The organism is Noviherbaspirillum suwonense, assembly GCF_900182955.1.
GTDB classification, from domain to species: Bacteria; Pseudomonadota; Gammaproteobacteria; order Burkholderiales; family Burkholderiaceae_D; genus Noviherbaspirillum_A; species Noviherbaspirillum_A suwonense.
This window is the reverse complement of the sequence record NZ_FXUL01000036.1, coordinates 1-25291: the sequence shown is the minus strand read 5'-3', so window position 1 is coordinate 25291 and position 25291 is coordinate 1. Positions and strand designations below refer to the sequence as shown.

The 25291-nt window shown below is 62.5% G+C and carries 22 protein-coding genes and 1 pseudogene; 20 read left to right on the top strand and 3 right to left on the bottom strand.

Features of this window, described 5'->3' with window-relative positions:
- The first annotated feature begins 67 nt into the window (after positions 1 to 67).
- The 8 genes from QOL82_RS27310 to QOL82_RS27275 all read left to right on the top strand — a co-directional run bounded on the left by QOL82_RS27310 (position 68) and on the right by QOL82_RS27275 (position 10654).
- A complete protein-coding gene (locus tag QOL82_RS27310) occupies positions 68 to 1207 on the top strand; it encodes an iron-containing alcohol dehydrogenase (protein WP_283445485.1) in 1140 nt (379 codons plus the stop codon).
- Positions 1208 to 1358: 151 nt separating this feature from the next.
- Positions 1359 to 2543 (top strand): ABC transporter substrate-binding protein, encoded by a 1185-nt coding sequence (locus QOL82_RS27305; RefSeq protein WP_283445491.1) that lies wholly within the window; start codon positions 1359 to 1361, stop codon positions 2541 to 2543.
- A 126-nt stretch (positions 2544 to 2669) separates the two neighbouring features.
- Positions 2670 to 3197, top strand: a complete 528-nt coding sequence (locus QOL82_RS27300) for a 2,4'-dihydroxyacetophenone dioxygenase family protein (RefSeq protein ID WP_283445484.1) — start codon at positions 2670 to 2672, stop codon at positions 3195 to 3197.
- Between the two features lie 334 nt (positions 3198 to 3531).
- Positions 3532 to 4269, top strand: coding sequence for an SDR family NAD(P)-dependent oxidoreductase (locus QOL82_RS27295; RefSeq protein ID WP_283445483.1), 738 nt, complete (start codon positions 3532 to 3534; stop codon positions 4267 to 4269).
- A gap of 105 nt (positions 4270 to 4374) precedes the next feature.
- Entirely contained in the window at positions 4375 to 5811 is a 1437-nt protein-coding gene (locus QOL82_RS27290; RefSeq protein ID WP_283445482.1) for an NAD-dependent succinate-semialdehyde dehydrogenase, read from the top strand.
- A 478-nt stretch (positions 5812 to 6289) separates the two neighbouring features.
- Positions 6290 to 7768, top strand: coding sequence for an aldehyde dehydrogenase (locus tag QOL82_RS27285; RefSeq protein WP_283445481.1), 1479 nt, complete (start codon positions 6290 to 6292; stop codon positions 7766 to 7768).
- Positions 7769 to 7841: 73 nt separating this feature from the next.
- Complete coding sequence (locus QOL82_RS27280; protein ID WP_283445480.1) at positions 7842 to 9299, top strand: FAD-dependent oxidoreductase; 1458 nt, start codon at positions 7842 to 7844, stop codon at positions 9297 to 9299.
- Between the two features lie 122 nt (positions 9300 to 9421).
- The gene (locus QOL82_RS27275) at positions 9422 to 10654 is read left to right on the top strand and encodes an ABC transporter substrate-binding protein (RefSeq protein ID WP_283445479.1); all 1233 of its coding nucleotides are present in this window, start codon (positions 9422 to 9424) and stop codon (positions 10652 to 10654) included.
- A gap of 117 nt (positions 10655 to 10771) precedes the next feature.
- On the opposite strand, the gene QOL82_RS27270 is transcribed toward QOL82_RS27275, so the two are convergent.
- Complete coding sequence (locus QOL82_RS27270; protein WP_283445478.1) at positions 10772 to 11653, bottom strand: aldo/keto reductase family oxidoreductase; 882 nt, start codon at positions 11651 to 11653, stop codon at positions 10772 to 10774.
- Between the two features lie 130 nt (positions 11654 to 11783).
- Here QOL82_RS27270 and QOL82_RS27265 point away from each other — a divergent pair, with 130 nt between their 5' ends.
- Entirely contained in the window at positions 11784 to 12686 is a 903-nt protein-coding gene (locus QOL82_RS27265; protein ID WP_283445477.1) for a LysR family transcriptional regulator, read from the top strand.
- Between the two features lie 73 nt (positions 12687 to 12759).
- On the opposite strand, the gene QOL82_RS27260 is transcribed toward QOL82_RS27265, so the two are convergent.
- On the bottom strand, positions 12760 to 13689 hold the full coding sequence (locus QOL82_RS27260; RefSeq protein WP_283445476.1) for a LysR substrate-binding domain-containing protein: 930 nt from the start codon (positions 13687 to 13689) through the stop codon (positions 12760 to 12762).
- 369 nt (positions 13690 to 14058) lie between these two features.
- Between QOL82_RS27260 and QOL82_RS27255 the strand changes: the two genes are divergently transcribed.
- The 6 genes from QOL82_RS27255 to QOL82_RS27230 all read left to right on the top strand — a co-directional run bounded on the left by QOL82_RS27255 (position 14059) and on the right by QOL82_RS27230 (position 18929).
- Entirely contained in the window at positions 14059 to 15096 is a 1038-nt protein-coding gene (locus QOL82_RS27255) for an ABC transporter substrate-binding protein (RefSeq protein WP_283445475.1), read from the top strand.
- A complete protein-coding gene (locus QOL82_RS27250; protein WP_283445474.1) occupies positions 15093 to 15878 on the top strand; it encodes an ABC transporter ATP-binding protein in 786 nt (261 codons plus the stop codon). Before QOL82_RS27255 ends, QOL82_RS27250 begins: the two co-directional genes overlap by 4 nt.
- On the top strand, positions 15875 to 16642 hold the full coding sequence (locus QOL82_RS27245; protein WP_283445473.1) for an ABC transporter permease: 768 nt from the start codon (positions 15875 to 15877) through the stop codon (positions 16640 to 16642). The genes QOL82_RS27250 and QOL82_RS27245 overlap by 4 nt, the downstream gene beginning before the upstream one ends.
- A gap of 120 nt (positions 16643 to 16762) precedes the next feature.
- The gene (locus QOL82_RS27240; protein WP_283445472.1) at positions 16763 to 17068 is read left to right on the top strand and encodes a non-heme iron oxygenase ferredoxin subunit; all 306 of its coding nucleotides are present in this window, start codon (positions 16763 to 16765) and stop codon (positions 17066 to 17068) included.
- A gap of 38 nt (positions 17069 to 17106) precedes the next feature.
- The gene (locus tag QOL82_RS27235) at positions 17107 to 18399 is read left to right on the top strand and encodes an aromatic ring-hydroxylating dioxygenase subunit alpha (protein ID WP_283445471.1); all 1293 of its coding nucleotides are present in this window, start codon (positions 17107 to 17109) and stop codon (positions 18397 to 18399) included.
- Between the two features lie 14 nt (positions 18400 to 18413).
- Positions 18414 to 18929, top strand: coding sequence for an aromatic-ring-hydroxylating dioxygenase subunit beta (locus QOL82_RS27230; RefSeq protein WP_283445470.1), 516 nt, complete (start codon positions 18414 to 18416; stop codon positions 18927 to 18929).
- 13 nt (positions 18930 to 18942) lie between these two features.
- On the opposite strand, the gene QOL82_RS27225 is transcribed toward QOL82_RS27230, so the two are convergent.
- Entirely contained in the window at positions 18943 to 19431 is a 489-nt protein-coding gene (locus tag QOL82_RS27225; RefSeq protein WP_283445469.1) for a MarR family winged helix-turn-helix transcriptional regulator, read from the bottom strand.
- Positions 19432 to 19625: 194 nt separating this feature from the next.
- Here QOL82_RS27225 and QOL82_RS27220 point away from each other — a divergent pair, with 194 nt between their 5' ends.
- The 5 genes and pseudogenes from QOL82_RS27220 to QOL82_RS27200 all read left to right on the top strand — a co-directional run.
- Positions 19626 to 22034, top strand: a complete 2409-nt coding sequence (locus QOL82_RS27220; protein WP_283445468.1) for a xanthine dehydrogenase family protein molybdopterin-binding subunit — start codon at positions 19626 to 19628, stop codon at positions 22032 to 22034.
- Complete coding sequence (locus QOL82_RS27215) at positions 22031 to 22912, top strand: FAD binding domain-containing protein (RefSeq protein WP_283445467.1); 882 nt, start codon at positions 22031 to 22033, stop codon at positions 22910 to 22912. The genes QOL82_RS27220 and QOL82_RS27215 overlap by 4 nt, the downstream gene beginning before the upstream one ends.
- Positions 22909 to 24114 carry a xanthine dehydrogenase family Fe-S subunit gene (locus QOL82_RS27210; protein ID WP_283445466.1) on the top strand — a complete coding sequence of 402 codons (1206 nt, stop codon included), beginning with the start codon at positions 22909 to 22911 and terminating at the stop codon, positions 24112 to 24114. The genes QOL82_RS27215 and QOL82_RS27210 overlap by 4 nt, the downstream gene beginning before the upstream one ends.
- An 87-nt stretch (positions 24115 to 24201) precedes the next feature.
- Complete coding sequence (locus tag QOL82_RS27205; protein ID WP_283445465.1) at positions 24202 to 25164, top strand: amidohydrolase family protein; 963 nt, start codon at positions 24202 to 24204, stop codon at positions 25162 to 25164.
- A gap of 17 nt (positions 25165 to 25181) precedes the next feature.
- Positions 25182 to 25291, top strand: a pseudogene (locus QOL82_RS27200) (Asp/Glu racemase); the annotation flags it as partial.

Below are 25291 nucleotides of genomic sequence, written 5' to 3'. Positions count from 1 at the left end.
ACGCGCAGATCCGGGTCCTTGGTTCGCCGTGCGTCCTGACCGATTTCTATAACTGGCAGACAACCCCATGGCACTCATTAATTACATCACCCAGATCCAGTTCGACTTTGGCGCCGTGGCGCTGGTGCAGCAGGAATGCGACCGCGTCGGAATCCAGCGGCCCATGATCGTGACGGACGCCGGCGTCCGCGCGGCAGGCCTGATCGACCGGGTACTGGCCCATCTCCGCAATCCGTCGCAGGTTGCCGTATTCGACCAGACACCCCCGAATCCCAATGAGGCAGCCGTCCTCGCGGCTGCCAACCAGTATCGGGACGGTGCCTTTGACGGCATCATTGCCGTAGGCGGCGGCTCATCCATCGACCTTGCCAAGGGGGTTGCGGTGTGCGCGACCCATATCGGACCGCTGAAGAGCTTCGCGGCAATCGAAGGTGGGGTTGCCCGCATCACTTCGGCGACGGCGCCGGTGATCGCCATCCCGACGACCGCCGGAACGGGTAGCGAGGTCGGCCGTGGCGCGGTGCTGATCCTTGAAGACGGTCGCAAGGTCGGCGTGCTGTCGCCTTACGTGGTGCCAAAATCCGCCATATGCGACCCGGAACTGACGCTGGGGCTACCTGCCGCGATGACGGCGGCAACCGGCATGGACGCCATTGCCCATTGCATGGAAACCTTCATGGCGCCGGCATTCAACCCGCCCGCCGATGGCATTGCGCTCGATGGTCTCTGGCGCGCATGGCGCAACATCGAAACGGCAACCCGCGAGCCTGCGGACCGGGAGGCGCGCAAGAACATGATGAGTGCATCGATGCAGGGCGCGCTGGCGTTCCAGAAAGGTCTCGGTTGCGTGCACAGCCTCAGCCATTCCCTCGGTGGCTACAATCCCCGTCTGCACCACGGCACCTTGAATGCCATCTTCCTTCCGGCCGTGATTGAATTCAACAAGACGGCCGACTCCATGCTCAAGGAAAACAAGTTGGCGCGCATGGCGCAGGCGATGGGCCTGACGGACGCCGCCGAAGTCGGGCCGGCGATGAAGGCAATGACCGAGCGGCTTGGCCTGCCGACAGGCTTGGGTGCACTCGGCATCACTCGCGACATGTTCCCGAAAATCATCGAAGGTGCACTTGCCGACCACAGCCACAACACCAATCCACGTCTTGCCTCTCAACAGGACTACTTCCAGATCCTCGAGGCATCGCTGTAACACCGCGCCGTCGGCGCCGGCATGGCCGCGCTGCGGGGCATCAGCGATCCCCGGGCCGGTCGTCGCGCCAAAACGCTTCCGCACGCCTTAATTAAAAAAAGCTAAAACAACCTTACTGGAGATGCAGTTGAAGAAGATATTGAAACGTACCATGTTGGGCAGCGCCTTGGCAGCTGCGCTGATCGCATCGACTCCCGGCCTCGCTGCCGAGAATGTCATCAAGATCGGGTTTATCACGGATATGTCGGGACCGTATGCCGATTTCGACGGCCCGGGCGGTGTTGAAGCAATCAAGATGGCGATCGCGGACTTCGGCGGCTCGGTGAATGGGAAGAAAATCGAACTGGTGGCCATTGACCATCAGAACAAGGCCGACATTGCAGCCAGCCGCGCGCGGGAATGGTTCGACAAGGAAGGCGTCGAGATGCTGATTGGCGGCTCGAATTCGGCAGCCAATCTGGCGATGGCCAAGGTGGCCGCGGACAAGAAAAAGGTGTTCATATCGGCCGGCTCCGGCACGACCCGCCTGACCAATGAAGAGTGCAATCCCTATACGATCCAGTATGCGTACGACACGGCTGCGCTGGCCCGCGGCACGGGCGCTGCGCTAACCAAGCAGGGCGGCAAGACCTGGTATTTCCTGACGGTCGACTATGCATTTGGCACTTCCCTGGAAAAAGATACCAGCGACGTGGTCAAGGCAAACGGCGGCAAGGTCCTGGGCAGCGTCAAGCACCCCTTGTCCGCGTCCGATTTTTCGTCGTTCCTCCTGCAGGCGCAGGCGTCCAAGGCCCAGGTTCTCGGCTTGGCCAATGCAGGCGGCGATGTCGTCAACGCCATCAAGGCGGCGCACGAGTTTGGCATCGACAAGACCATGAAGCTGGCCAGCCTGCTCGTGTTCATCAACGATATCCATGCGCTCGGCTTGCCGATGGCGCAGGGCATGTACCTGACCGACGGCTGGTACTGGGATATGAATGACGATACGCGAAAGTGGGCGAACCGGTATTTCGAAAAGATGAAGAAAATGCCGTCGATGTTTCAGGCGGCCGACGCATCGGCGACGACACAGTACCTCAACGCGGTGAAGGCCACTGGCGGCACGGACGCCGACAAGGTCATGGATTACCTGAAGAAAACGAAGATCAACGATTTCTTCACCAAGAACGGGGTCGTTAGACCGGACGGGCGCATGGTGCATGACATGTACCTGATGCAGGTGAAGACACCGGCCGAATCCAAGAGACCCTGGGATTACTACAAACTGATTCAGACGATCCCGGGCGAGCAGGCATACATGACGAAAGCCGAGTCCACGTGCGCGCTATGGAAATGAACTGACGACGCGGGCGCTCGTTACAACCCCAGTCGTCTGCTGTCCGCCTTCGTCATCCGACCGGTTCGATGCGGAGACGGCATGTCCATACGACTGGCACTTCCCGAGTACTGAAAGCGAGTAAGCATGTCCAACGACAAACCCGGCAGCGACAAGCTCATGCCTTATCAATTTCCCTTTCCCGCGGAAGCCCGCGCCGAAATCGTCATTGAATCGGCCATTCCGACGGATGAACGCTTATGGGTGCCCCAGGCTGAAAACGTGTGGTTTCGCCCGCTCTGCCTGAATGCTTCCCAGGGCTACTGGACCAACCTGCTGCGGGTGCGTAAAGCGGGGGTGCTGAGCAGGCATCGTCATCCTGCGCCCGTGCATGGATTCGTCCTGAAGGGGCGCTGGCGCTATCTCGAGCATGACTGGATTGCCGGGGAAGGCAGCTACGTGTTCGAGCCGCCCGGCGAGACCCACACGCTGTATGTGCCGGAGGACGTCGAAGAGATGATCACCTTCTTCAATGTCACCGGGGTCATGTATTACGTCGACCCGTATGGCAATGGTCAAGGGTATGAAGACGTCTTTACCAAGATCGATATGTGCAGGAAGCATTTTGAGACCGTTGGACTGGGCGCGGACTACGTTGATCAGTTTGTCAGGTGAGCTGGCACTGCATATGCGCTGGCCCACGATGATTTCACAGGCCGTGTGGACGCTCTTACGGGCGAATGCGGCAGACCTGGGGCTGCGAGTGCCGGCCTCGTCGCGACCTGTTGCGCGCATGTCGCCATATCGGGCACGGTGAAGGGGAAGACCCTCGTCATAGCCAAGAAATCGTCGGCGTCGCGGCCGTGGATGATCCGCTCCGCGCGTTGGAACAATTGATCGCGCCATGACAAGGTGGATGTCCCCATCAAGAAGGCAGGCCATTCCGGGAAGGCGCTCCCATTCGAGCAATATGCAGTGCCAACCTCTTCTACTGCATGCGGAGTTGTGAATGACGTTTGATTCGACTGTTTTACAGGGCAAGAAAGCGCTGATCACCGGCGGCACCCAGGGCATAGGCGCAGCGGTTGCGCGCCAGCTGGCTGGCATGGGCGCCCGGGTCATTGCAGCGGGACTGCCGCCCGCCGGAGGATGGACGGAAGACCTTCCCCTCGGCAAAACCGGCATACGGATGGCCGCACTTGATGTCAGCGATCCGCACAGCGTGAGCCGGCTATTTTCGGAACTGGACGGCCTGGATATTCTGGTGAATTGTGCCGGGATCATACGGCGCGGCGCGGAACATGAAGTCGACGTGTTCGAACAGGTAATCGCGGTCAACCTGACGGGCACCATGCGGGTTTGCTCGGCGGCGCGGGCCCTGCTGGGACAGGATGGTGGCGCCATCGTCAACCTCGCATCGATGCTGAGTTTTTTTGGTGGCGCACTGGTGCCTGCGTACGCCGCCAGCAAGGGAGGCATCGCGCAGCTGACCCGTTCGCTGGCGCTGGCCTACGCGGCAGAAGGCATCCGTGTCAACGCGGTGGCGCCCGGCTGGATCGCGACGCCTTTGACACAGGCCTTGCAGGAGGACGAGGAGCGCTCCCGGGCGCTGCTGCAACGCACGCCTCTCGGCCGCTGGGGCAAGCCCGAAGACGTTGCCCACGTCGTCGCCTTCTTATGTACGCCGGCCGCGTCCTTCATGACCGGCGCCGTCGTTCCGGTCGATGGCGGCTATCTTGCTGCATGATCGCCAGCAGGAAACGTCGCCATCGCCACTGCGGCGTATGAACGCTTGCCATTCCCGCCCATGCATGACCACGCAATGTCCAACCACCACCCGACAGGAAGCCTCATGACTTATCCCCATACCCAACTATTGATTGCCGGCCAGTGGCAGGACGCTGCCGACGGCCGGACCATCGCCGTGCACAATCCTGCGAACGGAGCGGAAATCGGACGTGTCGCCCATGCCGGCGTTGCCGACCTCGATCAGGCCCTTGCCGCCGCCCAGAAGGGCTTTGAAACATGGCGGGACATTCCTGCGGTCGAGCGCGGAAGGATCCTGCGGCGGGCCGCTGCACTGATGCGGGAGCGCGCCGACGCCATCGCAAGCGTGCTGACTGCCGAGCAGGGCAAGCCCCTGGCCGAGGCCAGAATTGAAGCGATGTCCGCAGCCGACATCATTGAATGGTTCGCCGATGAAGGCATGCGTGTCTACGGACGTGTCGTCCCGTCGCGCAGTCTCGCCGTGCGGCAGCTGGTGGTCAAGGATCCGGTGGGGCCGGTCGCCGCGTTCACGCCGTGGAATTTTCCGATCAACCAGGCCGTGCGCAAGATCTCGGCAGCCCTTGCCACCGGATGCTCGATTATTGTGAAGGCCCCGGAAGAGACCCCGGCGGCGCCGGCGGCATTGGTCCAGGCATTCCTCGACGCAGGTCTTCCGCCTGGCGTGATTGGCCTGGTTTTTGGCAATCCCACGGAGATTTCCGCGTATCTGATTGCGCATCCGATCATCCGCAAGGTAACGTTCACCGGATCGACGCCGGTTGGCAAGCAGCTGGCCGCCCTGGCCGGAAAGCACATGAAGCGGGTCACCATGGAACTGGGCGGCCACGCTCCCGTCATCGTGGCCGAAGATGCCGATGTCGCGCTCGCAATTCGCGCAGCCGGCGGCGCCAAGTTCCGGAACGCCGGACAGGTCTGCATTTCGCCAACGCGCTTCCTGGTCCATCATTCGTTGCGCGACGAATTCGCCACGGCGCTGGCGACCCATGCGCAAGGATTGAAAGTCGGGCACGGAAACGCCGAAGGCACCCAGATGGGTCCGCTCGCGAACAGCCGCAGGCTGGCAGCCATGGCCGAATTGACGAAGGACGCGGTGGAACAGGGCGCCTCAGTCATCGCAGGCGGCGAACGAATCAGCGACGCTGGCAACTTCTTCGCGCCTACCGTCCTGATGGACGTGCCGCTCAACGCCAGGGTGTTCAATGAAGAGCCCTTCGGCCCGGTGGCGGCGATCCGCACGTTCACTCATCTGGAGGAGGCGATATCGGAAGCCAACCGTTTGCCTTACGGGCTGGCTGGCTATGCATTCACCGGGTCGCTGCGCAGCGCGCATTTGCTGGCGCAGCGGCTTGAACTGGGCATGCTCTGGATTAACCAGCCAGCGGCGCCATGGCCGGAGATGCCATTCGGCGGACTGAAGGATTCCGGCTACGGGTCGGAAGGCGGGCCGGAAGCACTGGATGCATACCTGAATGTCCGCTCGGTTTCCATCATGAACGTTTAGCCGACAAGAAAGGACGATCCGATCGCCTGAATGCAATGCCGGCTTGCTGACGAGGCTTAGACCGCGATACCTCGTCTCGCAACCGGCGACCGCAAGGGATATGCTACGGGTATTCATCTTGCGCTAATTAGTACGCGGCAGCCTATCCCGTTGGTTTGACTGAACCCGCACCATCCCCATCCTTATCCCCATCTCCAGCGGCGTTGTGCCCGCCAGCCGGCACAGCCTGGCTGACTGCTTCCAGATGACGTGCCTCTGACGTCAGCTGCCTTCTGTAGCGAACCGCGAATGGCCGCCGGGCCATGCTTGCGCGTCGGACAGATACTTAATGAGAAAACCTCACAAACTCATTAAAACTTATCGTTTGATCTCGTTTGTCGTCCAGCCAATAATCGATGCTCACCAGACAGGCGGTCGAGGCGCTGCATCCGCTACCGGCCTGATGCACACGGCAATCATCAGAAATGGGAACATCACCATGTCCAAACGCTATCAGCAGTTCATCAACAACGAGTGGGTCGATGCGCAGTCCGGGGAGTGGTTCGATTCGCTCGACCCGTTCTCCGGCGAAGCCTGGGCGCAGGTGCCCCTTTCAAATGAGCAGGACGTCGACTGCGCGGTGCAAGCGGCAGCGGCCGCCATGGACGGCCCGTGGGGCAAGATGTCGGCCACGGACCGGGGCATGCTGATCCACAAACTCGGCACGCTCATCGACGCCAACGCCAATGAACTGGCGGAAGTCGAAAGTATGGACAACGGAAAGCTCAAGAGCGAAGTCGCCGGCCAGGTCCGTTACACCGCCAAGTATTTTTATTACTATGGCGGCCTTGCCGACAAGATTCAGGGCGCGGTGATCCCGATCGATAAACCCAAGGTTTTCAACTACACGCGGTACGAGCCTGTCGGCGTGGTCGGCACGATCACGCCCTGGAATTCCTCGCTGCTTCTGACCGCGTGGAAAGTCGCGCCTGCGCTGGCCGCCGGCAACACGATCGTCGCCAAGCCTTCCGAACACACGCCGGTTTCCCTGCTCGTGCTGGCCAGGCTGTTTGTCGAAGCAGGCTTCCCGCCGGGCGTGTTCAATGTGGTCACCGGCTTTGGCAAAGGCTGCGGCGAAGCGATCGTCACCCATCCGCTCGTGAAGGTCGTGGCCTTCACGGGCGGCGATGAGGGTGGCCGCAAGGTCAACGAACTCGCCGCCAAGCATCTCAAGCGCGTCACCCTGGAACTGGGCGGGAAATCGCCCAACATCGTCTTTGACGATGCCGACCTGGCACGCGCAGCCAATGGCGTCATCACGGGCATCTTTTCAGCGGGCGGGCAGACCTGCATGGCAGGCTCCCGGCTGCTGCTGCAGGAAAGCATCCATGACGAGTTTGTCGAGCGCCTGATCGATATCACCAGCAAGGCCAAGCTGGGCGACCCGAAACTGTCGGACGTCCAGGTCGGCCCGGTCGCGACCAAGCCGCAGTTCGACAAGGTGGTCAGCTATGTCGATATCGGAAAATCGGAAGCTACCTGCGCCTTCGGCGGCAACGTGCGGACAGGCCCGGGCTTTGGCGCCGGCCAGTTCGTCGAGCCGACCATTTTTACCGGCGTCACCAATGACATGCGCATCGCGCAGGAAGAGGTGTTCGGACCGGTACTGGCCGTCCTGAAGTTCAAGGACGAGGATGACGCGCTGCGCATCGCGAATGACATCCGGTTCGGCCTTGCTTCCGGCGTCTGGACCAGGAGCCTGCACCGCGCGATGTACATGTCTGAACGCCTGAAGGCCGGTACGGTCTGGGTCAACAATTATCGGTCCACCAGCTTTACCACGCCGTTCGGCGGTTATAAGGATAGCGGCCTCGGTCGCGAAGGCGGCATCGAAGCGGTCAAGGAATTCCTCGAGGTGAAGAGCGTCTGGATTTCCACCGATCTCGACATGCCGGACCCCTTCGTTCGCAAATATTGACTGGCGCGGTGCGTCCACGCGGCACCGGTAGGCCTGCGCCGCTTTACAGAGAAATCAAAGAAAGGTAGACGCCATGAGCGATGCGACCCAGCACTTCGATGTCATTGTCATCGGCAGCGGAATCTCCGGACTGGCCTCTGCGGTTTCCGCCAACAGCGCGGGATCCCGGGTGCTGGTGCTGGAACGCGCCCAGGAAGAGGAATTCGGCGGCAATACGCGCTGGACCGAGTCCTACTTCCGGATGAAAAATGAAAACGAGGTCAGCGATGACTTCGAGGAACTGCTGGTCGCGAACGCTGGGCATCACATCGATCCGAACGTGGTGCAGCACCTGGCTTCGCCTTACGAGTCCTGGCCCGCCTATGTGAAGTCGCATGGCATGCCCGACCCGGAACTGGTATCGACGCTTTCCTCGCAGGCGGGCCCAACGGTACAGTGGCTCAAGACCTTCGGTATCCGCTTCGACAGTCTTCCTACTTACTTCGTCACCGCGGCTGCTCCGCGCCTGATGCCTGTCGGCGGTGGGCTGGCGATGATCGAAGCGCTGCGCGATCATGCCATCAGGCAGGGCGTGACGTTCATGTATGAAACGACCGCCCTGCAATTCACCCGCGACAGCGGCGATGGCAAGCTGGGCGTATTGGTAGCGAACAGCAACGGGCTGACATCGCGTCTCACGGCAGCCGCGGTCATCGTCGCATCCGGCGGCTTCGAGGGCAACCCGGAGATGCTGACCCAGTATCTCGGCAGCACCGCCAAGCATGTGCGGCCGGTCGCGCGCGGCGGCAACTACAACAAGGGGGAGGGCATACGGATGGCGCTTGCTGCCGGCGCCGCGCCTGCCGGCGACTTCAATTCCTACCATGCCGAACCGCTCGACCCCCGCTCGACGCAGGCTGAAGCGCTGGTCATGAATTTCCCCTACGGGATCCTGGTCAATAAAAAAGGCAAGCGCTTCGTCGATGAGGCGCCGGGCCCGGTGGACATTCATTACGATCACATTGCCCGCGACATCAGCGCACAGCCTGACGGCATTGCCTATGTCATTTTTGACAGCCAGATCGACGACGTGCCGAACTGGAAGCGCAGCATCCGCACCGACCAGCCGGCGTTGAAGGCCGATTCCATCGACGACCTCGCCCGCCAGTGCGGCATCAGTCCCACGGCGCTGGGAGATACCGTGGAAGAATACAACCGTGCCTGCCCGAACGGTATCTTCAAGCCGCTCGAGGTGGACGACCTGGCGACCCGGGGCATCGAGCCCGAGAAGTCGAACTGGTCGCGGCCATTGAACCAGGGTCCGTTCTATGCGTACCCCATCATCTCCGGCGTCTGCTTCACCTACGGGGGCGTCAAGACCAATAGCAGCGCGCAGGTGATCGATGGCGATGGCCGCGTCATACCCGGTCTTTATGCCGTCGGCGAAGCCGCCGGTCTCTATTACCAGGTCTATACGGGCGCCACATCCGTGCTGCGCGGCGCCGTGTTCGGCCGGATAGCCGGCGCCCATGCAGCGGGGCTGACGCGGTAAGGGCTCTCAGCCGCAGCAAACCGCTTTAATCCATACGGCATTACAACTGCAAGCCCGAGCACGAATGCCCGCGCCATGGCCGGGCTGCCGTCCGGAAGAATCACAACACGGAGGAGACTGACATGAATGTACTAAAAAAATGCCGCATCGCCGCCACGGTAGCTACCCTTGCTTCCGTGCAGACACTGGCATTCGCCCAGCCGCAGGAACCGATTTCCGACGGCGTCGTCCGCATCGGGGTTCTGACCGACATGAGCGGGCTGTACTCGGACTTTGCCGGGAAGGGCGCCGTTGAAGCCGTCAAGATGGCCGTGGAGGACTTCGGTGGAAAGGTGCTTGGAAAGCCGATCGAGGTGATCTTTGCCGATCACCAGATGAAGGCGGACATTGCCGCCGGCACCGCGCGTTCCTGGATCGACGAGAAGCGCGTCGACATGCTGGCCGACAACACGGGCTCGGCGACCGCGCTGGCGACGCTGCGCGTGGCCGGCGACAAAAAACGGATTGCGATCGTGACCGGGGCGGGTACGTCGCGCATCACCAATGAAGACTGCAACGCGTACAGCGTGCATTACAACCATAATACCGAGGCCGTATCGAATGTCACCGGCAAGTACATCGTCAAGCAGGGAGGCGACACCTGGTATTTCCTGACCGCCGACTATGCGTTCGGTCACTCGCTGCAGCAGGATGCGACGAAAATCGTCGAGGCCAATGGCGGCAAGGTGCTGGGCGCAATCAAGCATCCGCTGAATGCGTCGGATTTTTCGTCCTTTCTTTTGCAAGCGCAGTCGAGCGGCGCCAAGATCATCGGACTGGCCAACGCGGGCGGGGACACGATCAACTCCATTAAAGCGGCGCGCGAATTCGGGATATTAAATTCGGGCAAGCAAAAACTGGCCGGCCTTCTGCTGTTCATTACCGATATCCACTCGCTCGGTTTGGGCACTGCGCAAGGCTTGTATCTGACCGAGGCGTTTTACTGGAATACGAACGACGAGACGCGTGCCTGGTCGGAGCGCTACTTCAAGCGGACCGGAAAGATGCCGGCATCCATCCAGGCCGCCGATTATTCGTCGACGATGCATTACCTCAAGGCCGTTCAGGCCGCGGGTACCGACAATTCCGACGCGGTCATCAAGAAAATGAAGGAAACACCGGTCAACGACTTCTATGCGAAGAACGGCCAGATCCGCGAAGACGGCCTGATGGTCCACGATTTCTACCTGATGGAAGTCAAGAAGCCGTCCGAGTCGAAGCGGCCCTGGGATTATTACAATGTGAAAGCGGTCGTGCCCGGCAATGACGCCTACCCGCCGCTGTCCGCAAGCACCTGCGCCCTGACCAAAAAATAAGTACGGGCCGGGCAGGAACGTGAAGCGGCGGTCGCTGCAGGTGCGAGGCAGATGCATGACTCGCGCCTGCAGCGTTTGCTCACGTCACAGGCGCGGTGAAACCAACCCCGGCGCCGCTCAGCTATTGCCGGCGCCATTCCCGATTTTCTCGAGCCGTTCCACGATCTCATCCGGCAGCCTCAGTGCCGCTGCAGCGAGGTTCTCGCGCAGGTGCGCCGTCGACGACGTGCCCGGAATCAGCAGCACGTTCGGCGAGCGCTGAAGCAGCCATGCGATGGCCACCTGCATCGGCGTCGCATCGAGGTCCGCGGCGACGGCAGACAACGCGTCAGATTGCAGCGGCGAGAACCCGCCCAGCGGGAAGAACGGCACATAGGGAATGCCGTCGCGCGCCAGCATATCGATCATCGCATCGTCATTACGATGGACAAGGTTGTACATGTTCTGCACGCATGCGATCGGCATGATGCGGCGTGCGTCTTTGACCTGCCGCATCGTCACGTTGCTCAATCCGATATGCCGGATGAGGCCCTCATCCCTCAGCTCCGCCAGGGCCGTCAGCGGCGCCTCGAGCGACCCTTCCGCCGGGCCATGGACGTCCAGCATGCTGCGCAGGTTGACCACCTCGAGCACATCCAACCCCAGGTGGCGCAGGTTGTCCTGCACGGCCTGGCGCAGCTCCTCCCTTGAAAATGCCGGCAGCCAGGCGCCTTGCGCGTCGCGGCGGGCGCCGACCTTGGTGACCAGCACGAGATCGCTTGCGTACGGCTGCAGCGCCGCGCGGATCAGCTGGTTCGTCGTGTGCGGGCCGTAGAAGTCCGAGGTGTCGATGTGGTTGACGCCAAGCGAAATGGCGTCGCGCAGCACGGCCTGTGCGGCTTCCGGGTTGCGGGGCGCGCCGAAAACGCCGGGGCCGGCCAGTTGCATGGCGCCGTAGCCGAGCCGCCGCACGTTGCGGTCGCCAAGTTGATAGGTGCCTGCGCGATCGATGCTAAGCATGTGACTCTCCGATTGGTTGACTGTGCAGGGACGATAAGCCCGTCCCGATCACAAGACAATCCGGTATAGTCTGGACGGGTTGTACGAAAAAACGAACAATAACAATTCATTGAAAAGGAGTATGCCGGCGATGAAAGTCGATCTCGGCGACTTGTCCGCCTTCGTCGCCGTGGCGCGGGCCAGGGGATTTCGCGATGCCGCCCGCGTCACGAGCAGCAGTGCATCGGGCCTGAGCGAAGCCGTGCGGCGCCTCGAAGCCAAGCTCGGCGTGCGTCTCCTCAACCGCACCACGCGCAGCGTCGTGCCGACGGAAGCGGGCCTGAGCCTGCTTGCGCGGCTCGATCCCGTGCTCAGCGAAGTCGACAGCGCGCTCGACGTCATCAACGGTTTTCGCGACACGCCGACGGGCACCCTGCGCCTGAACGTGCCGGTAAGCGCGGCCCGGCTCGTGCTGCCGGCGATCGTGCCCCGCTTTCTCGCGGCGTATCCGGAAATACGGCTCGAGATCATCGCGGAAGAAAGCTTCGTCGACGTGCTTGCAGCCGGCTGCGATGCCGGCATCCGCTACGAGGAAAGGCTGGAGCAGGACATGCTCGCGGTGCCGATCGGGCCGCGGGTCCAGCGCATGGCAGCGGCCGCCTCACCGTCTTACCTCGCGCTGCATGGTCAGCCGGCACATCCGCGCGACCTGCTCGACCACACCTGCATGCGCGCGCGATTTGCGAGCGGCGCACTGATCCGCTGGGTATTCGAGCGAGACGGCGAGACGGTGATGATCGATCCGTCCGGGCCGTTGCTGGTGCAGGTCGGCGGCGCCATCGACCTGGCCGTCGACGTCGCGGTGGCTGGCACGGGGATCGTCTACCTGTTCGAGGACTGGCTGCGTCCATACATCGACCGCGGCTTGCTCGAACCCGTGCTGGAGCCCTGGTGGCCGCGTTTTTCCGGACCGTTTCTTTACTATCCCGGACGGCGGCTGTTGCCCGCGCCGTTGCGGGCCTTTGTCGATTTCATCCGCAACGACGCCGTCTAGCGGGCCGCTTCCTGCCAGGGACCGATACGGTCCGGGCGCATAGACGCCATTCCCGCTCACGCCGCCGATAGCGTTAGCCGGCCTTCGTCATTGCCGGCGCCGCCCGCGGCTGTCGTTCCATCGCCGCGGCGTCGACCAGCCAGTCCAGGAAGAGCCGCGCGGCCGGCGACACTTCCTTGTGCTCCGGGTACACCACGCAGTATTGCTTCAGGCCGCGAATGGAAAAGTCGACCGGTATGACCAGCGTGCCGCTCTTCAGTTCGTCCTGCACGTACAAACGCGGCACGAGCGCAATGCCGATGCCGTGGCACGCGCCCTGGATGATCATCGAGAACAGGTCATATCTCGGCCCCGCCATCGGCGCCAGCTCCTCGTGCCCGGCCGCGGCAAACCAGCGCGTCCAGGCATCTTCGCGCGTATTTTTATGCAGCATCGGGAAGCTCAGCAAATCCACCACGGAGCTGACCTTGCGCCCACCCAGCAAGGCCGGGCTGCAGACCGGCACCAGCTCCTCGTCGAACAATTCTTCCTGCGCGCATCCGGCCCATGCAGGATGGCGGTAATGGATGGCCGCAGAGAAATTGGTGTCCCCGAACAGGAAGGGAAGGGCGCGTTCGCTCAGATTGATCGTGATGCCGGGGTGCAGTCTGCTGAATTCCGCAATCTTTGGAATAAGCCACTTCGAGGTGAAGGTCGGAATGACGGCAAGCTCCAGAAATTTCTGGCCATTCTGGTAGGCCATCGCCCCCAGGGTGTTGCGTTCAAGCCGGGTCAGGTCTTCCTTCACCTTGATGAAGTAGGCGGTGCCGATGTCCGACAGGGTGACGCGCTTCTTGACGCGATGGAAGAGCTGCACGCCCAGGTAGTCTTCCAGCACCGCGATCTGGCGACTGATGGCGCCTTCAGTCAGCGTCAACTCTTGCGCTGCGCGGGAAAAGCTTTGGTAACGTGCAGCTGCTTCAAATGCGATGAGTGCACCGGTGCTCGGGATTTTCCTGCGCATGACATTAAAGTTTAAAAGGTTCGCTGCAGTCCAGCGTTACTGCCCAGTTTACCATCGCCCGGGGCGACGCCCGACTGCGCGCCAGGACAGGGCAGCGGCAGGCTAGCGGCAAAGCCTGGGAAGCGCTGTGCATCGTAATGGGTCGCGTAACGCTCTGCTGCAATGCAATGCGTCCTCGGTTATCGGGCATAAATATTGCTGCCTACGCGACATGAATGTGACGCAGCTAATCCAAAGCGCCGGCCCCGTCTTGACAGCATAAACGCTTGATCTATACTGCCAAGTAGTCAGTATGCTGAGTAAGGCTGCTGTGGAACGGCCGGCGTCGTGGATGGCGATTTCAACTGTCTTCTCATCAAAGGACTATGAATGAAAAAGCATCAGGGCATCAATGCAAAGGTGTGGGCTGCGGCGGCATTTTGCATAGCGGGACTGACATTGTCTGCGCAATCGCTGGCGCAGGATCTGCAAAAGCTGAAAGTGCGTCTTGACTGGACGCCATGGGGCGTGCAGGCGCCCTTTCATCTGGCGCAGCAGAAGGGCTGGTTCAAGCAAGCCGGGCTGGATGTCAGCCTGGAGGACGGCAACGGGTCGGTCACGACGGTCCAGATCGTCGGTTCGGGCGACCAGTTTGACGTCGGTCATGCGGCATTGGCCTCGATGATGATCGCTCGGGAAAAGGGTTTGCCGGTCAAGGCCGTGGCCGTGTTCGCGCACCAGAGCGATATTGGCCTGCTCGTTCCCAAGGAATCCGGCATCAAGGGCCCGAAGGATCTGAAGGGCAAGAAGGTCGCCTATACCGCCGGGTCGCTTGAAGCGCCATTCATCGACGCGTTCCTGAGCGCCGGCGGCCTCAAACGCAGCGACGTCGACCTGATCAACGTGGACGCGTCCGGCAAGATCGGCACCTATGTCGCGGGCCGCACCGACGCGGTCTTCTCGACCATCCCGTTCGTTCTGCCGTCGGTGTCCCAGAGCAGGCCGTCGGACGCGATCCGTTTTTCCAGCTACGGGCTGAATATGCCCAGCTTCGGCATCTTCGCCAGCGAAGATAAATTGAAAGCCAAGGGAGACGCCATCAGCCGCTTTGCGTCGATCACTGCCGGCGCGTGGCAATATATCTATGAAGGCCACCAGGATGAAGCCGTCGACGCCATCGTCGCCCAGCGTCCGCAGGCAAGACTGGACAAGAAGGTATTGCGCGGCCAGATCGATGCCCTGAAGGATTTCATGAGCAGTCCTCAAACCGCGGGGCAGCCGGAGGGCGTGTCGGTTGCCGCGGAATGGACGGTCGCGATAAAAACCCTGTCGGCCGCGGGGCTGATCAAGGACAGCCACAGCGCCGCCGAATACTTCGAGCCCAACATGATCAAGCCGGAGCTGTTCAGCAAAGTGGTCGCTAAATGACGGTCCCGGCGGTCGAGGCGCGCCATGTGCGCAAGGTTTATCCGGGCGAGCGGGGCGTGCTGGCCCTCGACTCGGTTTCCCTTGAAACCCGTCCGGGTGAATTCGTCAGCATCCTGGGACCGAGCGGCTGCGGGAAAAGCACTTTCCTGCGTTGCGTCGCCGGGCTGGAAACGATCAGCGAAGGCCATTTGGCGGTGCAGGGCAAGAAGGTCAGCGGGCCGCCGGACAACATCGGAATGGTGTTTCAGCGGGATGCGCTTCTGGAATGGCGCAGCGTCGAGAACAATATCCTGCTGCCGATCGAATTCAAGAAGAAAGCGACATCGGCCTATCGCCAAAAAATGGCGGACCTGCTGAAGCTGACCGGTCTTCAGGACTTCAGCAACCGCTATCCGCAGGAACTGTCGGGCGGCATGCGCCAGCGCGCCGCGATCTGCCGCGCCTTGATCGACGACCCGGCGCTGCTGCTGATGGACGAGCCTTTCGGGGCGCTCGATGCGCTGACCCGTGACCAGATGAATGTCGAGCTGCAGCGCATCTGGCTGGAGACGCGCAACACTGTGCTGTTCGTCACCCATGGCATTGCCGAAGCGGTGTTCCTGGGCGACCGGGTTGTCGTCTTCTCGCCCCGGCCGGGGCGCATCGCCGAGGTGCTGACCATCGACCTGCCGCGGCCGCGCAAGCTTTCGGTGCGCGAATCTCCCGAATTCGGCCGCTACTGCAATCGGATCCGCGAGCTGTTCCAGGAGATGGGACTGATCAGCGAGGAGAAGGCCGCATGAAGGGACTATTGCGGCGTAGCGGGCACGGCATGGTTTCCGTCGCCTCGCTTGCCTTGTTCATTCTCGCCTGGGAAGTCCTGGTTCGGCTCCTGCACGTGCGGCCCATCATGCTGCCCCCGCCCAGCACGGTGTTCGTGGAATTGTGGGCCGAGCGCGGCTGGTATCTCGACCATGCGTGGTACACGTTGCTGACCACGCTGGCCGGCTTCGCGCTGGCGGTCATATTCGGCGTGGCCATCGCGGTGCTGCTGGTCAGTTCGCGCTGGTTCGAAAGCGCGGTCTATCCATTGATCATCGCAATGAACAGCGTGCCCAAGGTGGCCATCGCGCCTCTGTTCGTGATCTGGCTGGGAACCGGCGCCGAACCGAAGATCTCGATCGCCTTCCTGATCGCGGTCTTCGCCATCATCGTCGACACCGTGCACGGGCTGCGCTCGGTGCCCAACGACGTGCTGGACCTCGGACGGGTGCTCAAGGGTTCGTCGCTCGACTTCTTTTTCAAGGTGCGGCTGCCGAGTGCTCTGCCGTCCATCCTGACCGGGATGAAGGTCGCGATCTCGCTCGCGCTGATCGGTGCCATTGTCGGCGAATTCGTGGCATCGCAGCGCGGCCTGGGCTATGTGATCCTGAGCGCGCAGGGCACCTTCGATACGCCGCGGGTCTTTGCAGCCATCATCGTGCTGGTTATCATGGGCATTGCGCTGTTCGGCCTGCTGGCCTGGCTGGAGCGTGCGGCAACGCCATGGCGGCGGCCCCGCGATTGATTCACGCTGGCTACCGCTCTCAGGCAAAAAGCAATTGACACGATTAAACACAGGCACTACATTTGCATGCATCACATTTTAGTCAGTATGCTGACTATTTAGCGGACACAGGAGAGAAACATGGCGTGGACCAGGGTTGCAGCGGCCAACGAAGTTGCTGAAGGCGAAGTGGTGGGCGTTACGGCGGCAGGGCAGCAGATTGCCCTGTACCGGGACAAGGCCGCATTTTTTGCGACCAGCAATGTCTGCACCCATCAGTACGCGCTGCTGTCGGACGGTTACTTCGAGGACGGCTGCATCGAATGCCCATTGCACCAGGGCAGCTTCGACATCCGCACCGGCAAGGCCATGTGCGCGCCCGTGACCGAAGACATCAAGGTCTATCCGGTGCGCGTGGACGGCGACGACCTGCTTGCCGACATTTGAACCAGCCCGCTTAAACCCGATCATTACCGGAGCGCACGATGTTTCAATCACAAGCCATCCTGGGCCGCATGGCCGGCACCAAAAATCCTGAACAGATCGACGACCATGTCTGGCCGGCCGACGGCCTGGACTGCATTCCCGACTGGGTCTATACCAGCGACGCGATCTACGAGCGCGAAGTCGAGCGCATCTTTCACGGTCGCACGTGGAATTACGTGGCGCTCGAAGTGGAAGTCCCGAACGTGGGCGACTACAAGCGCTCCTATGTCGGCCCGACGCCGGTGGTGGTGTCGCGTGCTGAGGACGGCAGCATCCATGTGTTCGAAAATCGCTGCGCGCACCGCGGCGCCGAGTTCTGCCGCAACGCACGCGGCAACAACAAGGAATTTGTCTGTCCCTATCACCAGTGGTCCTATGATTTGAAGGGCAACCTGCAGGGCATTCCCTTCAAGCGCGGCGTGAACAAGGCAGGCGGCATGCCCAAGGATTTCCGGAATGAAAATCATGGTCTCAAGCAGCTGGCGGTGACAACCCGGAACGGCGTCGTTTTCGCATCCTTCTGCCATGACATGGAGCCGCTGGAAGACTACCTGACCCCGGAAATCCTGAAGGACTTCGACGTCGTCTTCAACGGCCGCAAGCTGCACCTTCACGGCTATTACAAGAATGAAGTGCCGGCCAACTGGAAGATGTACCACGAGAACCTGAAGGATCCCTATCACGCGACCCTGCTGCATTCCTTCCTGGTCGTGTTCGGCCTGATGGTGGCGGGAAACGAGTCGGCGATGATTGCCGACAGCAAGTACGGCATCCACGGCACGATGGCGTCGGCGAAAAAGGAAGACAAGTATGCAAAAGTCAGCGACGACACAAAGAAGGAAATGCGTTCGTTCCACGAAGGCATGAAACTGCAGGACGAACGTTTCCTTGAGTACATCAAGGAATTCGACTCGCCGTGGTCGGTGACGATGCAGACCATCTGGCCCAACCTGATCGTGCAGCGCGAGATGAACACCCTGGGCGTGCGCCACATCGTGCCGAACGGCCCGAACAGCTTCGTGATGATGTGGACCATGTTCGGCTACGAGGATGACACCGAGGAAATGACCCGCCACCGGCTGCGCCAGGGCAACCTGATGGGGCCATCCGGCTTCCTTGGCCTGGAAGACAACGAGGCGCTGCGTTTCACCCAGGAGGGCATCAGCAAGTCGACCACGGAGCAGAGCGTGATCAAGCTCGACGCCGGCAATGTCGGCACTGCCGATTCACTGATTTCCGAAGCGGCGATCCGCGCGATGTATCGCCATTATCGTGAAGTCATGGATTTGTGAAGGCGGAGCCGAAAATGAAGCTGACAGGATTTGAACCCCCGGCCATCGACCCGGCCGCGGCACGGGAACTGCGTTTCGCGGTCGAGGAATTCAATGCCGAATACTGCGCGGTGCTCGATGCGGGCGAAGTCGAGCAATGGCCGGAATTCTTTACCGATGACGCGATCTATCGCATCACCGCGCGGGAAAATGCGGATGCCGGCATGCTGGTCGGGCTGGTCTATGCGGAAGGCAAGGGCATGCTGCAGGACCGCGCGGTGTCGATTGCACGGACCCAGATGTTTGCGCCGCGCTACAACCTGCATGTCACCGGCAACGTGCGGGTGCTGGCGCAGCAGGACGACGGCGAGTTTCGCGCCCAGTCCAGCTTCATCCTGCTGCAGACGCTGGTGGATGGACCGACGACGCTGCACCTGGCCGGCCGTTACTTCGATCGCTTCGTGCGGCAGGGAAACAGGCTGTTGCTGCGGGAGCGCCAGGCAGTGTACGACACGACCATGATTGCGACTGACCTGGTCTACCCGGTCTAGGAATGCAGGAGGGTCAAAGCGCCTTCATCGAGGCGCGCCCGAACTCGTTGTTGGAATCGACCAGGACATGGAGCAGTTCGAGAAACTTGGCCCGGTCTTCCTCGGAGAGCGGCGCCAGCAGGCGCTGCTGAGCGGAGATCATCGCGGCGTACATCGCGTTGGTGATCTGCAGGCCCTCGGCGGTGATGAACGCATGCTTGACGCGGCCGTCCGTTTCGCTTTGCTGGCGCGTGACCAGGCCGCGCTCCTCGAGCCGCTTGAGCACGTCAGCCGTGTTCGTACGGTCCAGGCCTACCGCCAGGCCCAGCGCCTTCTGGTCCAGGCCCGGCGCGACGGAGAGCGCGGTCAGCATGCCGTATTGCACCGGGGTGATGTTGAAGTCGCGGCATTCTTCGAAGAAGATCGCGTAGTGGATCTGGTTGAGCCGGCGAATCAGGAAACCGGGGCGCGACGTGAGCGGCACGATGGGCTGCGTCAGTGTGGCTGTTTTTTTTCTTGGCATGGCGAGGGGTCTGTGATGAGATGGATTGATTATCGTGTCCGGCCTGAAAAACACAAGCCCGGCGCAATAAAATTAGTTAGTATGCTGATTAATTAGGTCGTAATTGGCGGCAATTGTTGTTTGCCGCGGTGCTCGGGGCCTGGCATGCCTGCCGTGGCTTTCAGCGCTGATCGCGGACCACCTAAAGGGACAGTATGGATAGCACACACGGAGCAACGCAGACTGATGGCGGCATCGGCGCCCGGGTCCAGCGCAAGGAAGACGAGCGGCACCTGCATGGGCTGGGCCGCTTCGTCGCCGACCTGGTCATCCCGGGCACACAGGAAGTGGCTTTCCTGCGCAGCCCGCTGGCGCATGCGCGCATTGCGGCAATCCACAAGCCGGATGCGTGCGCCGGCCAGGTCATCGTGCGTGACGACATGGCGGGCGCCCTTGACATCGAACCGGAGTGCACGCTTCCCAGCTACAAATCGTCGGCGCAGCCGCCGCTGGCATCGGGAAAGGTGCGCTTCGCCGGCGAGCCGGTGGCAATGGCGTTTGCGGCATCGCGCGCCGAGGCGGAAGACATCATCGAGACCATCGGGCTGGACCTTGACGAGCTCCCGCCTATACCGAACGCGGACGTCGCGCGCGGCAACACCGATGTGCGCGTCCACGATCACTGGAGCGACAACCTGTTCCTCTCGATCGATATCGACAAGGACTTCGAGCAGCATGCGGCCAATGCGCCGGTGGTCATACGCAGGACCGTGGATCTGGCCCGCCAGTGCATGGTGCCGATGGAAGGCAAGGCGGTGCTGGCGTACTGGGACCATCAGTTCCACCAGTTGATCGTCTACAGCGCTACGCAGGTGCCGCACCTGATCCGCACCGGCCTTGCCACCTATCTCGGTATCGACCAGGGCATGATCCGCGTGATTTCCCCGGATGTGGGCGGCGCCTTCGGTTACAAGTGCGTGCTGCAGCAAGAGGAACTTTGCATTGCCTGGCTCGCGCTGCGCTACAAGAAGCCATTCCGCTATGTCGAGGACAGGCGTGAGCACCTGATTGCCGGAGCGAACTCGCGCCAGCATCATTACGAGCTGACCGCCTATGCAGACCGGACCGGCCGCCTGCTGGCGCTGGACGCCCACATCACGATCGACGGCGGCGCCTACTCCGCCTGGCCATTCACGACCGCGCTGGAGCCTGGCCAGGCGGCCGGCAATCTGCCGGGCCCCTACGACTTTCGCGGGTACCGCTGCCGCACCGAATGCGTTGCCACCAACAAGCCGGGTTTTCTGCCGTACCGCGGCGTGGCCCGCACCGGCGTCTGCTTCGCCATCGAACTGGTGATGGATGCGATTGCCCGGGAAGTCGGGCGGGAGCCATGGGAAGTCCGTTACGAAAACCTGGTGCCGGCCAGCGCGATGCCGTACAAGAACGTCGCCAACAAGCATTACGACAGCGGCGACTACCAGGCAAGCCTCAAGCGCGCGGTGGAAATGATCAATGTCGCGGCAGTGCGCGCGCGGCAGCAGAAGGGGGAAGCCAGCGGCAAACTGATTGGCGTCGGCTTCGCGACCTTCACGGAACAGTCGGCGCACGGCACCTCGGTGTTTGCCGCATGGGGACTGCCGGTGGTGCCGGGACATGACCAGGCGACCGTCAGGCTGACGCCGGACGGCGGGCTGGAAGTGCGGGTAGGCGTCCACTCGCATGGGCAGGGGATGGAAACGACGATGGCGCAAATCGCCAACGAAATCCTGGGCATCCCGGTGGCGCGCATCCGCGTCGTGCATGGCGACACCGGCGCCACGCCGTATTCCACCGGCACCTATGCATCGCGCTCCATCGTGATGTCGGGCGGCGCGGTATCGAAGGCCTGCAAGATGCTGTTGCCGCGGCTGCGCTGCATCGGCGCGCACCTGCTGCGCCAGCCCGAAGACAGCGTGCGGCTGGAAGGCGGCGCCGTGGTGGCAGGGGCCGAGCGGGTGACCATCGCAAAGATCGCCAATGCCTGGTACGTCAATCCGCAACTCCTGCCGGCCAACGTGGATACCAATGGCCTTGAAGTAACCGCCGGCTACAAGCCCGGCGTCGACACCGGCGCCTTCAGTTATGCAACCCATGCCTGCGTGGTCGCAGTGGACCCGGAGATAGGGAAGGTGGACATCCTGGATTACGTGATCGTCGAGGACTGCGGCCGGATGGTGAATCCGATGGTGGTCGAAGGCCAGGCATACGGCGGCGCCGCGCAGGGCATCGGCACTGCGCTGTATGAGGAAGTGCTGTACGACGACAATGCGCAGCCATTGACATCGACGCTGGCCGACTACATCCTGCCGGGGCCGACCGAGCTGCCGATGTTTCGCATCGAGCATATGGAAACGCTGTCGCCCCACACCGAGTTCGGCATCAAGGGCGTGGGCGAGGGCGGCGCGATCGGGCCGCCGGCCGCAATCTTCAATGCGGTAAACGACGCGATCCGCTCGCTCGGTGCGGAAGTGACCGAAACGCCGCTTACGCCGCACCGCCTGCTGGCCGCACTGGCGAACGCGCAGGCCGAAGCGATAGCGCCGGTGACGCCGGCCGCAATCCCCGAACAGGCGGAGGCACTGTGAAAGCCGCGCCCTTTGCCTATCAACGCGCCGGCTCGCTGGCCGACGCGATTCAAGCCTGCAGCAATGCCGACGCCGGCGTCAAGGTCCTCGGCGGCGGCCAGTCCCTGGGGCCGATGCTGAACATGCGCCTGGTGCGGGCGGCCATGCTGGTCGATATTTCCGGTGCGCAGGACATGGCCCGGGTGGAACGGCGCGATGGCAGCCTGTTCATCGGCGGCGCGTTGACCCATGCAGCAATCGAGGACGGCGCGCTCGACGCCGCGCTGGCCGAGGAGGCGGCGCCGCTGGCGCGAATGCTGCGTCATGTCGCCGGCACCATCGCCTACCGCGCGGTGCGCAACCGCGGCACGCTGGCCGGCAGCCTCGCGCATGCGGATCCCGCAGCCGACTGGGTGCTGGCCATGGCGGCGCTCGATGCGCAGCTGCAGTGCGTGTCATCCAGCGCCACCCGGCGGGTGCCGGCCACGGCATTCATGTCTGGCGCATTCACCACCGCGCTCGCAGACGGTGAACTGCTCGCTGGCGTGCTGGTGCCGCTTTATACGGCCGACATGCGCTGGGGCTATTACAAGTTTTGCCGCAAGACCGGCGAGTTCGCCGAAGCAAGCTGCGCGGTGGTGCTGGACCCGCAGCGTGGCGTCGCCCGCATCGTCATCGGCGCACTGGACGGCGCCCCGGCGTCGCTGGCCGGCCTGGCGGCGCAAGTCGCAGGCCAGGGCATGGACGCGCTGACCGATTCCGCAGTGAGGGACGCCGTGGCGCAGGCGGCCCAATCGAAGGACGCGGTCGACCGCCGGCTGATCGAAGCCGCGGTGAAGCGTGCGGTCCGGCAGGCGCTGGGCGTGAATGAACAGGACAAGGTTGCGGGGGCAGCATGAAGATGAACGAAGAGTTTGGCGCGACACTGACGGCCGCGCCGCAGCCGATCAGGCTGCACCTCAATGGCGCCTGGGTGCGTCACGATGCGACGCCACGAACCCATCTCGGGGATTTTGTGCGCGACCATTGCGGACTGACTGGAACGCACCTGGGCTGCGAGCACGGCGTCTGCGGCGCATGCACGGTGCTGGTGGACGACCAGCCTGTGCGTTCCTGCATCACCTTCGCCGTGGCCTGCGACCAGAAGGACGTGCGCACCATCGAAGGCTATGGCGACGATCCGTGGATGGCAAAGCTGCGTGCGGCCTTCAGCCGGGAGCATGCGCTGCAATGCGGCTATTGCACGCCGGGCATGCTGGCCACGGCCTACGATATCGTCAGGCGCTTGCCCGATGCCGACGAGGAACGCATCCGTATCGAGCTGTCCGGCAATCTCTGCCGCTGCACCGGCTATGTCGGCATTGTTCGCGCCATCCAGTCGGTGCTGGCGGACCTGAAATCTGAACCTGTCGCGCAACCCGCGCCGGCAGCGGCGCCGACGCCGGCGCCAGTGAAGGCCGCCGCGCCGATGCGCCCGTTCGTTGCCGTCAACCAGGCGCCGGCTGCCGTCCCGGCAGCGCAGGCGCCGTCCGGGGCCACGGAAAGCCGCAAGGGCTGGTCCCATATCGAGGACAGCTTCACCGTCGACTTCCCGGCGCAGCAGGTGTGGGACTTCATGGGCAATGTCGAGGCGCTGGCGTCCTGCCTGCCCGGCGCCGAAGTGCTGGAGAACGACGGCCGCAGCGTCAAGGGCCGGATCGCCATCAAGTTCGGCCCGATCGCCGCCGCCTTCAACGGCTCGGCGGTGCTGGAACGCGACGACGCCGCGCGCAGCGGCATGCTGCGCGGCGCTGGCACCGACAGCATCAGCCAGTCGCGCGCGAAAGGCGACGTCGGCTACCGCATCGTCGCCATTGATGACCGGCGCACCCGGGTCGATATCACGCTGGATCACATGTTGCAAGGCGCGCTGGCGCAATTTTCCCGCTCGGGACTGGTGCGCGATTTCGTGACGCGCATGATTGCCGACTTTGGACGTAATCTCGCCGCCCGCATGGGCGGCGCCGGCGCGGCGGATCTTCCGGCAAAGTCTGTCAGCGTGGTCGGCGCCGTGCTCCAGATACTCTGGGCGCGGCTGAAGCGGCTGTTCGGCCGACAGTGAGACGAAGGCAGCGCAACGCGCTGCCTTTTAAAAGTCTTTTTAGTCAGTATGCTGAATATAAACCCGGCATCATAACAAGGAACTCCGATGACACACATCCGCAAGATCGCCCTGGAAGAACATTTTTCGGCGCCAGGTTTCGAGCAGTATTCCAAGGTTTTCCTGAATAAAATCGATCCCGAGAGCCGGGCGGCGCTGGCGCGCAAGCTTGGCGACTTCGACGACATTCGCCTTGCGGAAATGGATCGCGGCGGCATCGACATGGTGATTCTCTCCCAGTCAGGTCCGGCGGTGCAGGCTGAGACCGATACGGCGCTGGCGATCGCCCGCGCGCGGGAAAACAATGACTTCCTGGCCGCTCAGATTGCACGTCACCCGACGCGCTACGCCGGCTTCGCGATGCTTGCAATGCAGGATCCGCAGGCGGCCGCCTATGAACTGGAACGCACCGTGAAGGAGTACGGTTTCAAGGGCTCGCTGATCAACGGCCATACCAACGGCCGTTACCTCGATGACCCGGCCTATGACCTGTTCTGGGAAAAGATGCAGGCGCTCGACGTGCCGATGTACCTGCACCCCACCAATGCATGGGTCGACCCCTATTGCATCACGGGCCATCCCGAACTGGCCGGCGCAACCTGGGGCTGGGGCGTGGAAACCGGCACGCATGCGCTGCGGCTGCTGTTCGGCGGCGTGTTCGACCGCTTCCCGGCGCTCAAGGTCATCGTCGGCCACATGGGCGAGGGCCTCCCTTTTCTGCGGTGGCGCTTCGACAGCCGCTTCGCGGTGTACCCGCATGGCGTGAAGCTGGCGCGCGCTCCGTCCGCCTATTTCGGCTCCAACCTGCTGATTACCACGTCAGGGGTCTGCTCGCCGCATGCGCTGGTCGGCGCCATTGGCGAAATGGGTGCGGAAGCGGTGCTGTTTTCGGTCGATTATCCATACGAGTCGACCGAGGCGGCAGCCCGCTTCATCGAGCAGGCGCCGCTGGACGAGGCCACCCGCAAGCTGGTCTGTCACGGCAATGCCGAGCGTATCTTCAAGCTTTGAACGAAGGAGGAGACATCATGCAGAAAACGTATCGCATCGGCCAGATCGTGCCGAGCTCGAACACCACGATGGAAACCGAAATTCCGGCCATGCTGCTGGCGCGCCAGGCAGTGCGCCCCGAGCGCTT

Excerpts from the sequence above, each read along its gene's own strand:
- QOL82_RS27310 (WP_283445485.1), top strand. The coding sequence starts at position 68 with ATGGCACTCATTAATTACATCACCCAGATCCAGTTCGACTTTGGCGCC.
- QOL82_RS27305 (WP_283445491.1), top strand. The coding sequence starts at position 1,359 with ATGTTGGGCAGCGCCTTGGCAGCTGCGCTGATCGCATCGACTCCCGGC.
- QOL82_RS27300 (WP_283445484.1), top strand. The coding sequence starts at position 2,670 with ATGTCCAACGACAAACCCGGCAGCGACAAGCTCATGCCTTATCAATTT.
- QOL82_RS27295 (WP_283445483.1), top strand. The coding sequence starts at position 3,532 with ATGACGTTTGATTCGACTGTTTTACAGGGCAAGAAAGCGCTGATCACC.
- QOL82_RS27290 (WP_283445482.1), top strand. The coding sequence starts at position 4,375 with ATGACTTATCCCCATACCCAACTATTGATTGCCGGCCAGTGGCAGGAC.
- QOL82_RS27285 (WP_283445481.1), top strand. The coding sequence starts at position 6,290 with ATGTCCAAACGCTATCAGCAGTTCATCAACAACGAGTGGGTCGATGCG.
- QOL82_RS27280 (WP_283445480.1), top strand. The coding sequence starts at position 7,842 with ATGAGCGATGCGACCCAGCACTTCGATGTCATTGTCATCGGCAGCGGA.
- QOL82_RS27275 (WP_283445479.1), top strand. The coding sequence starts at position 9,422 with ATGAATGTACTAAAAAAATGCCGCATCGCCGCCACGGTAGCTACCCTT.
- QOL82_RS27270 (WP_283445478.1), bottom strand. The coding sequence starts at position 11,653 with ATGCTTAGCATCGATCGCGCAGGCACCTATCAACTTGGCGACCGCAAC.
- QOL82_RS27265 (WP_283445477.1), top strand. The coding sequence starts at position 11,784 with ATGAAAGTCGATCTCGGCGACTTGTCCGCCTTCGTCGCCGTGGCGCGG.
- QOL82_RS27260 (WP_283445476.1), bottom strand. The coding sequence starts at position 13,689 with ATGCGCAGGAAAATCCCGAGCACCGGTGCACTCATCGCATTTGAAGCA.
- QOL82_RS27255 (WP_283445475.1), top strand. The coding sequence starts at position 14,059 with ATGAAAAAGCATCAGGGCATCAATGCAAAGGTGTGGGCTGCGGCGGCA.
- QOL82_RS27250 (WP_283445474.1), top strand. The coding sequence starts at position 15,093 with ATGACGGTCCCGGCGGTCGAGGCGCGCCATGTGCGCAAGGTTTATCCG.
- QOL82_RS27245 (WP_283445473.1), top strand. The coding sequence starts at position 15,875 with ATGAAGGGACTATTGCGGCGTAGCGGGCACGGCATGGTTTCCGTCGCC.
- QOL82_RS27240 (WP_283445472.1), top strand. The coding sequence starts at position 16,763 with ATGGCGTGGACCAGGGTTGCAGCGGCCAACGAAGTTGCTGAAGGCGAA.
- QOL82_RS27235 (WP_283445471.1), top strand. The coding sequence starts at position 17,107 with ATGTTTCAATCACAAGCCATCCTGGGCCGCATGGCCGGCACCAAAAAT.
- QOL82_RS27230 (WP_283445470.1), top strand. The coding sequence starts at position 18,414 with ATGAAGCTGACAGGATTTGAACCCCCGGCCATCGACCCGGCCGCGGCA.
- QOL82_RS27225 (WP_283445469.1), bottom strand. The coding sequence starts at position 19,431 with ATGCCAAGAAAAAAAACAGCCACACTGACGCAGCCCATCGTGCCGCTC.
- QOL82_RS27220 (WP_283445468.1), top strand. The coding sequence starts at position 19,626 with ATGGATAGCACACACGGAGCAACGCAGACTGATGGCGGCATCGGCGCC.
- QOL82_RS27210 (WP_283445466.1), top strand. The coding sequence starts at position 22,909 with ATGAAGATGAACGAAGAGTTTGGCGCGACACTGACGGCCGCGCCGCAG.
- QOL82_RS27205 (WP_283445465.1), top strand. The coding sequence starts at position 24,202 with ATGACACACATCCGCAAGATCGCCCTGGAAGAACATTTTTCGGCGCCA.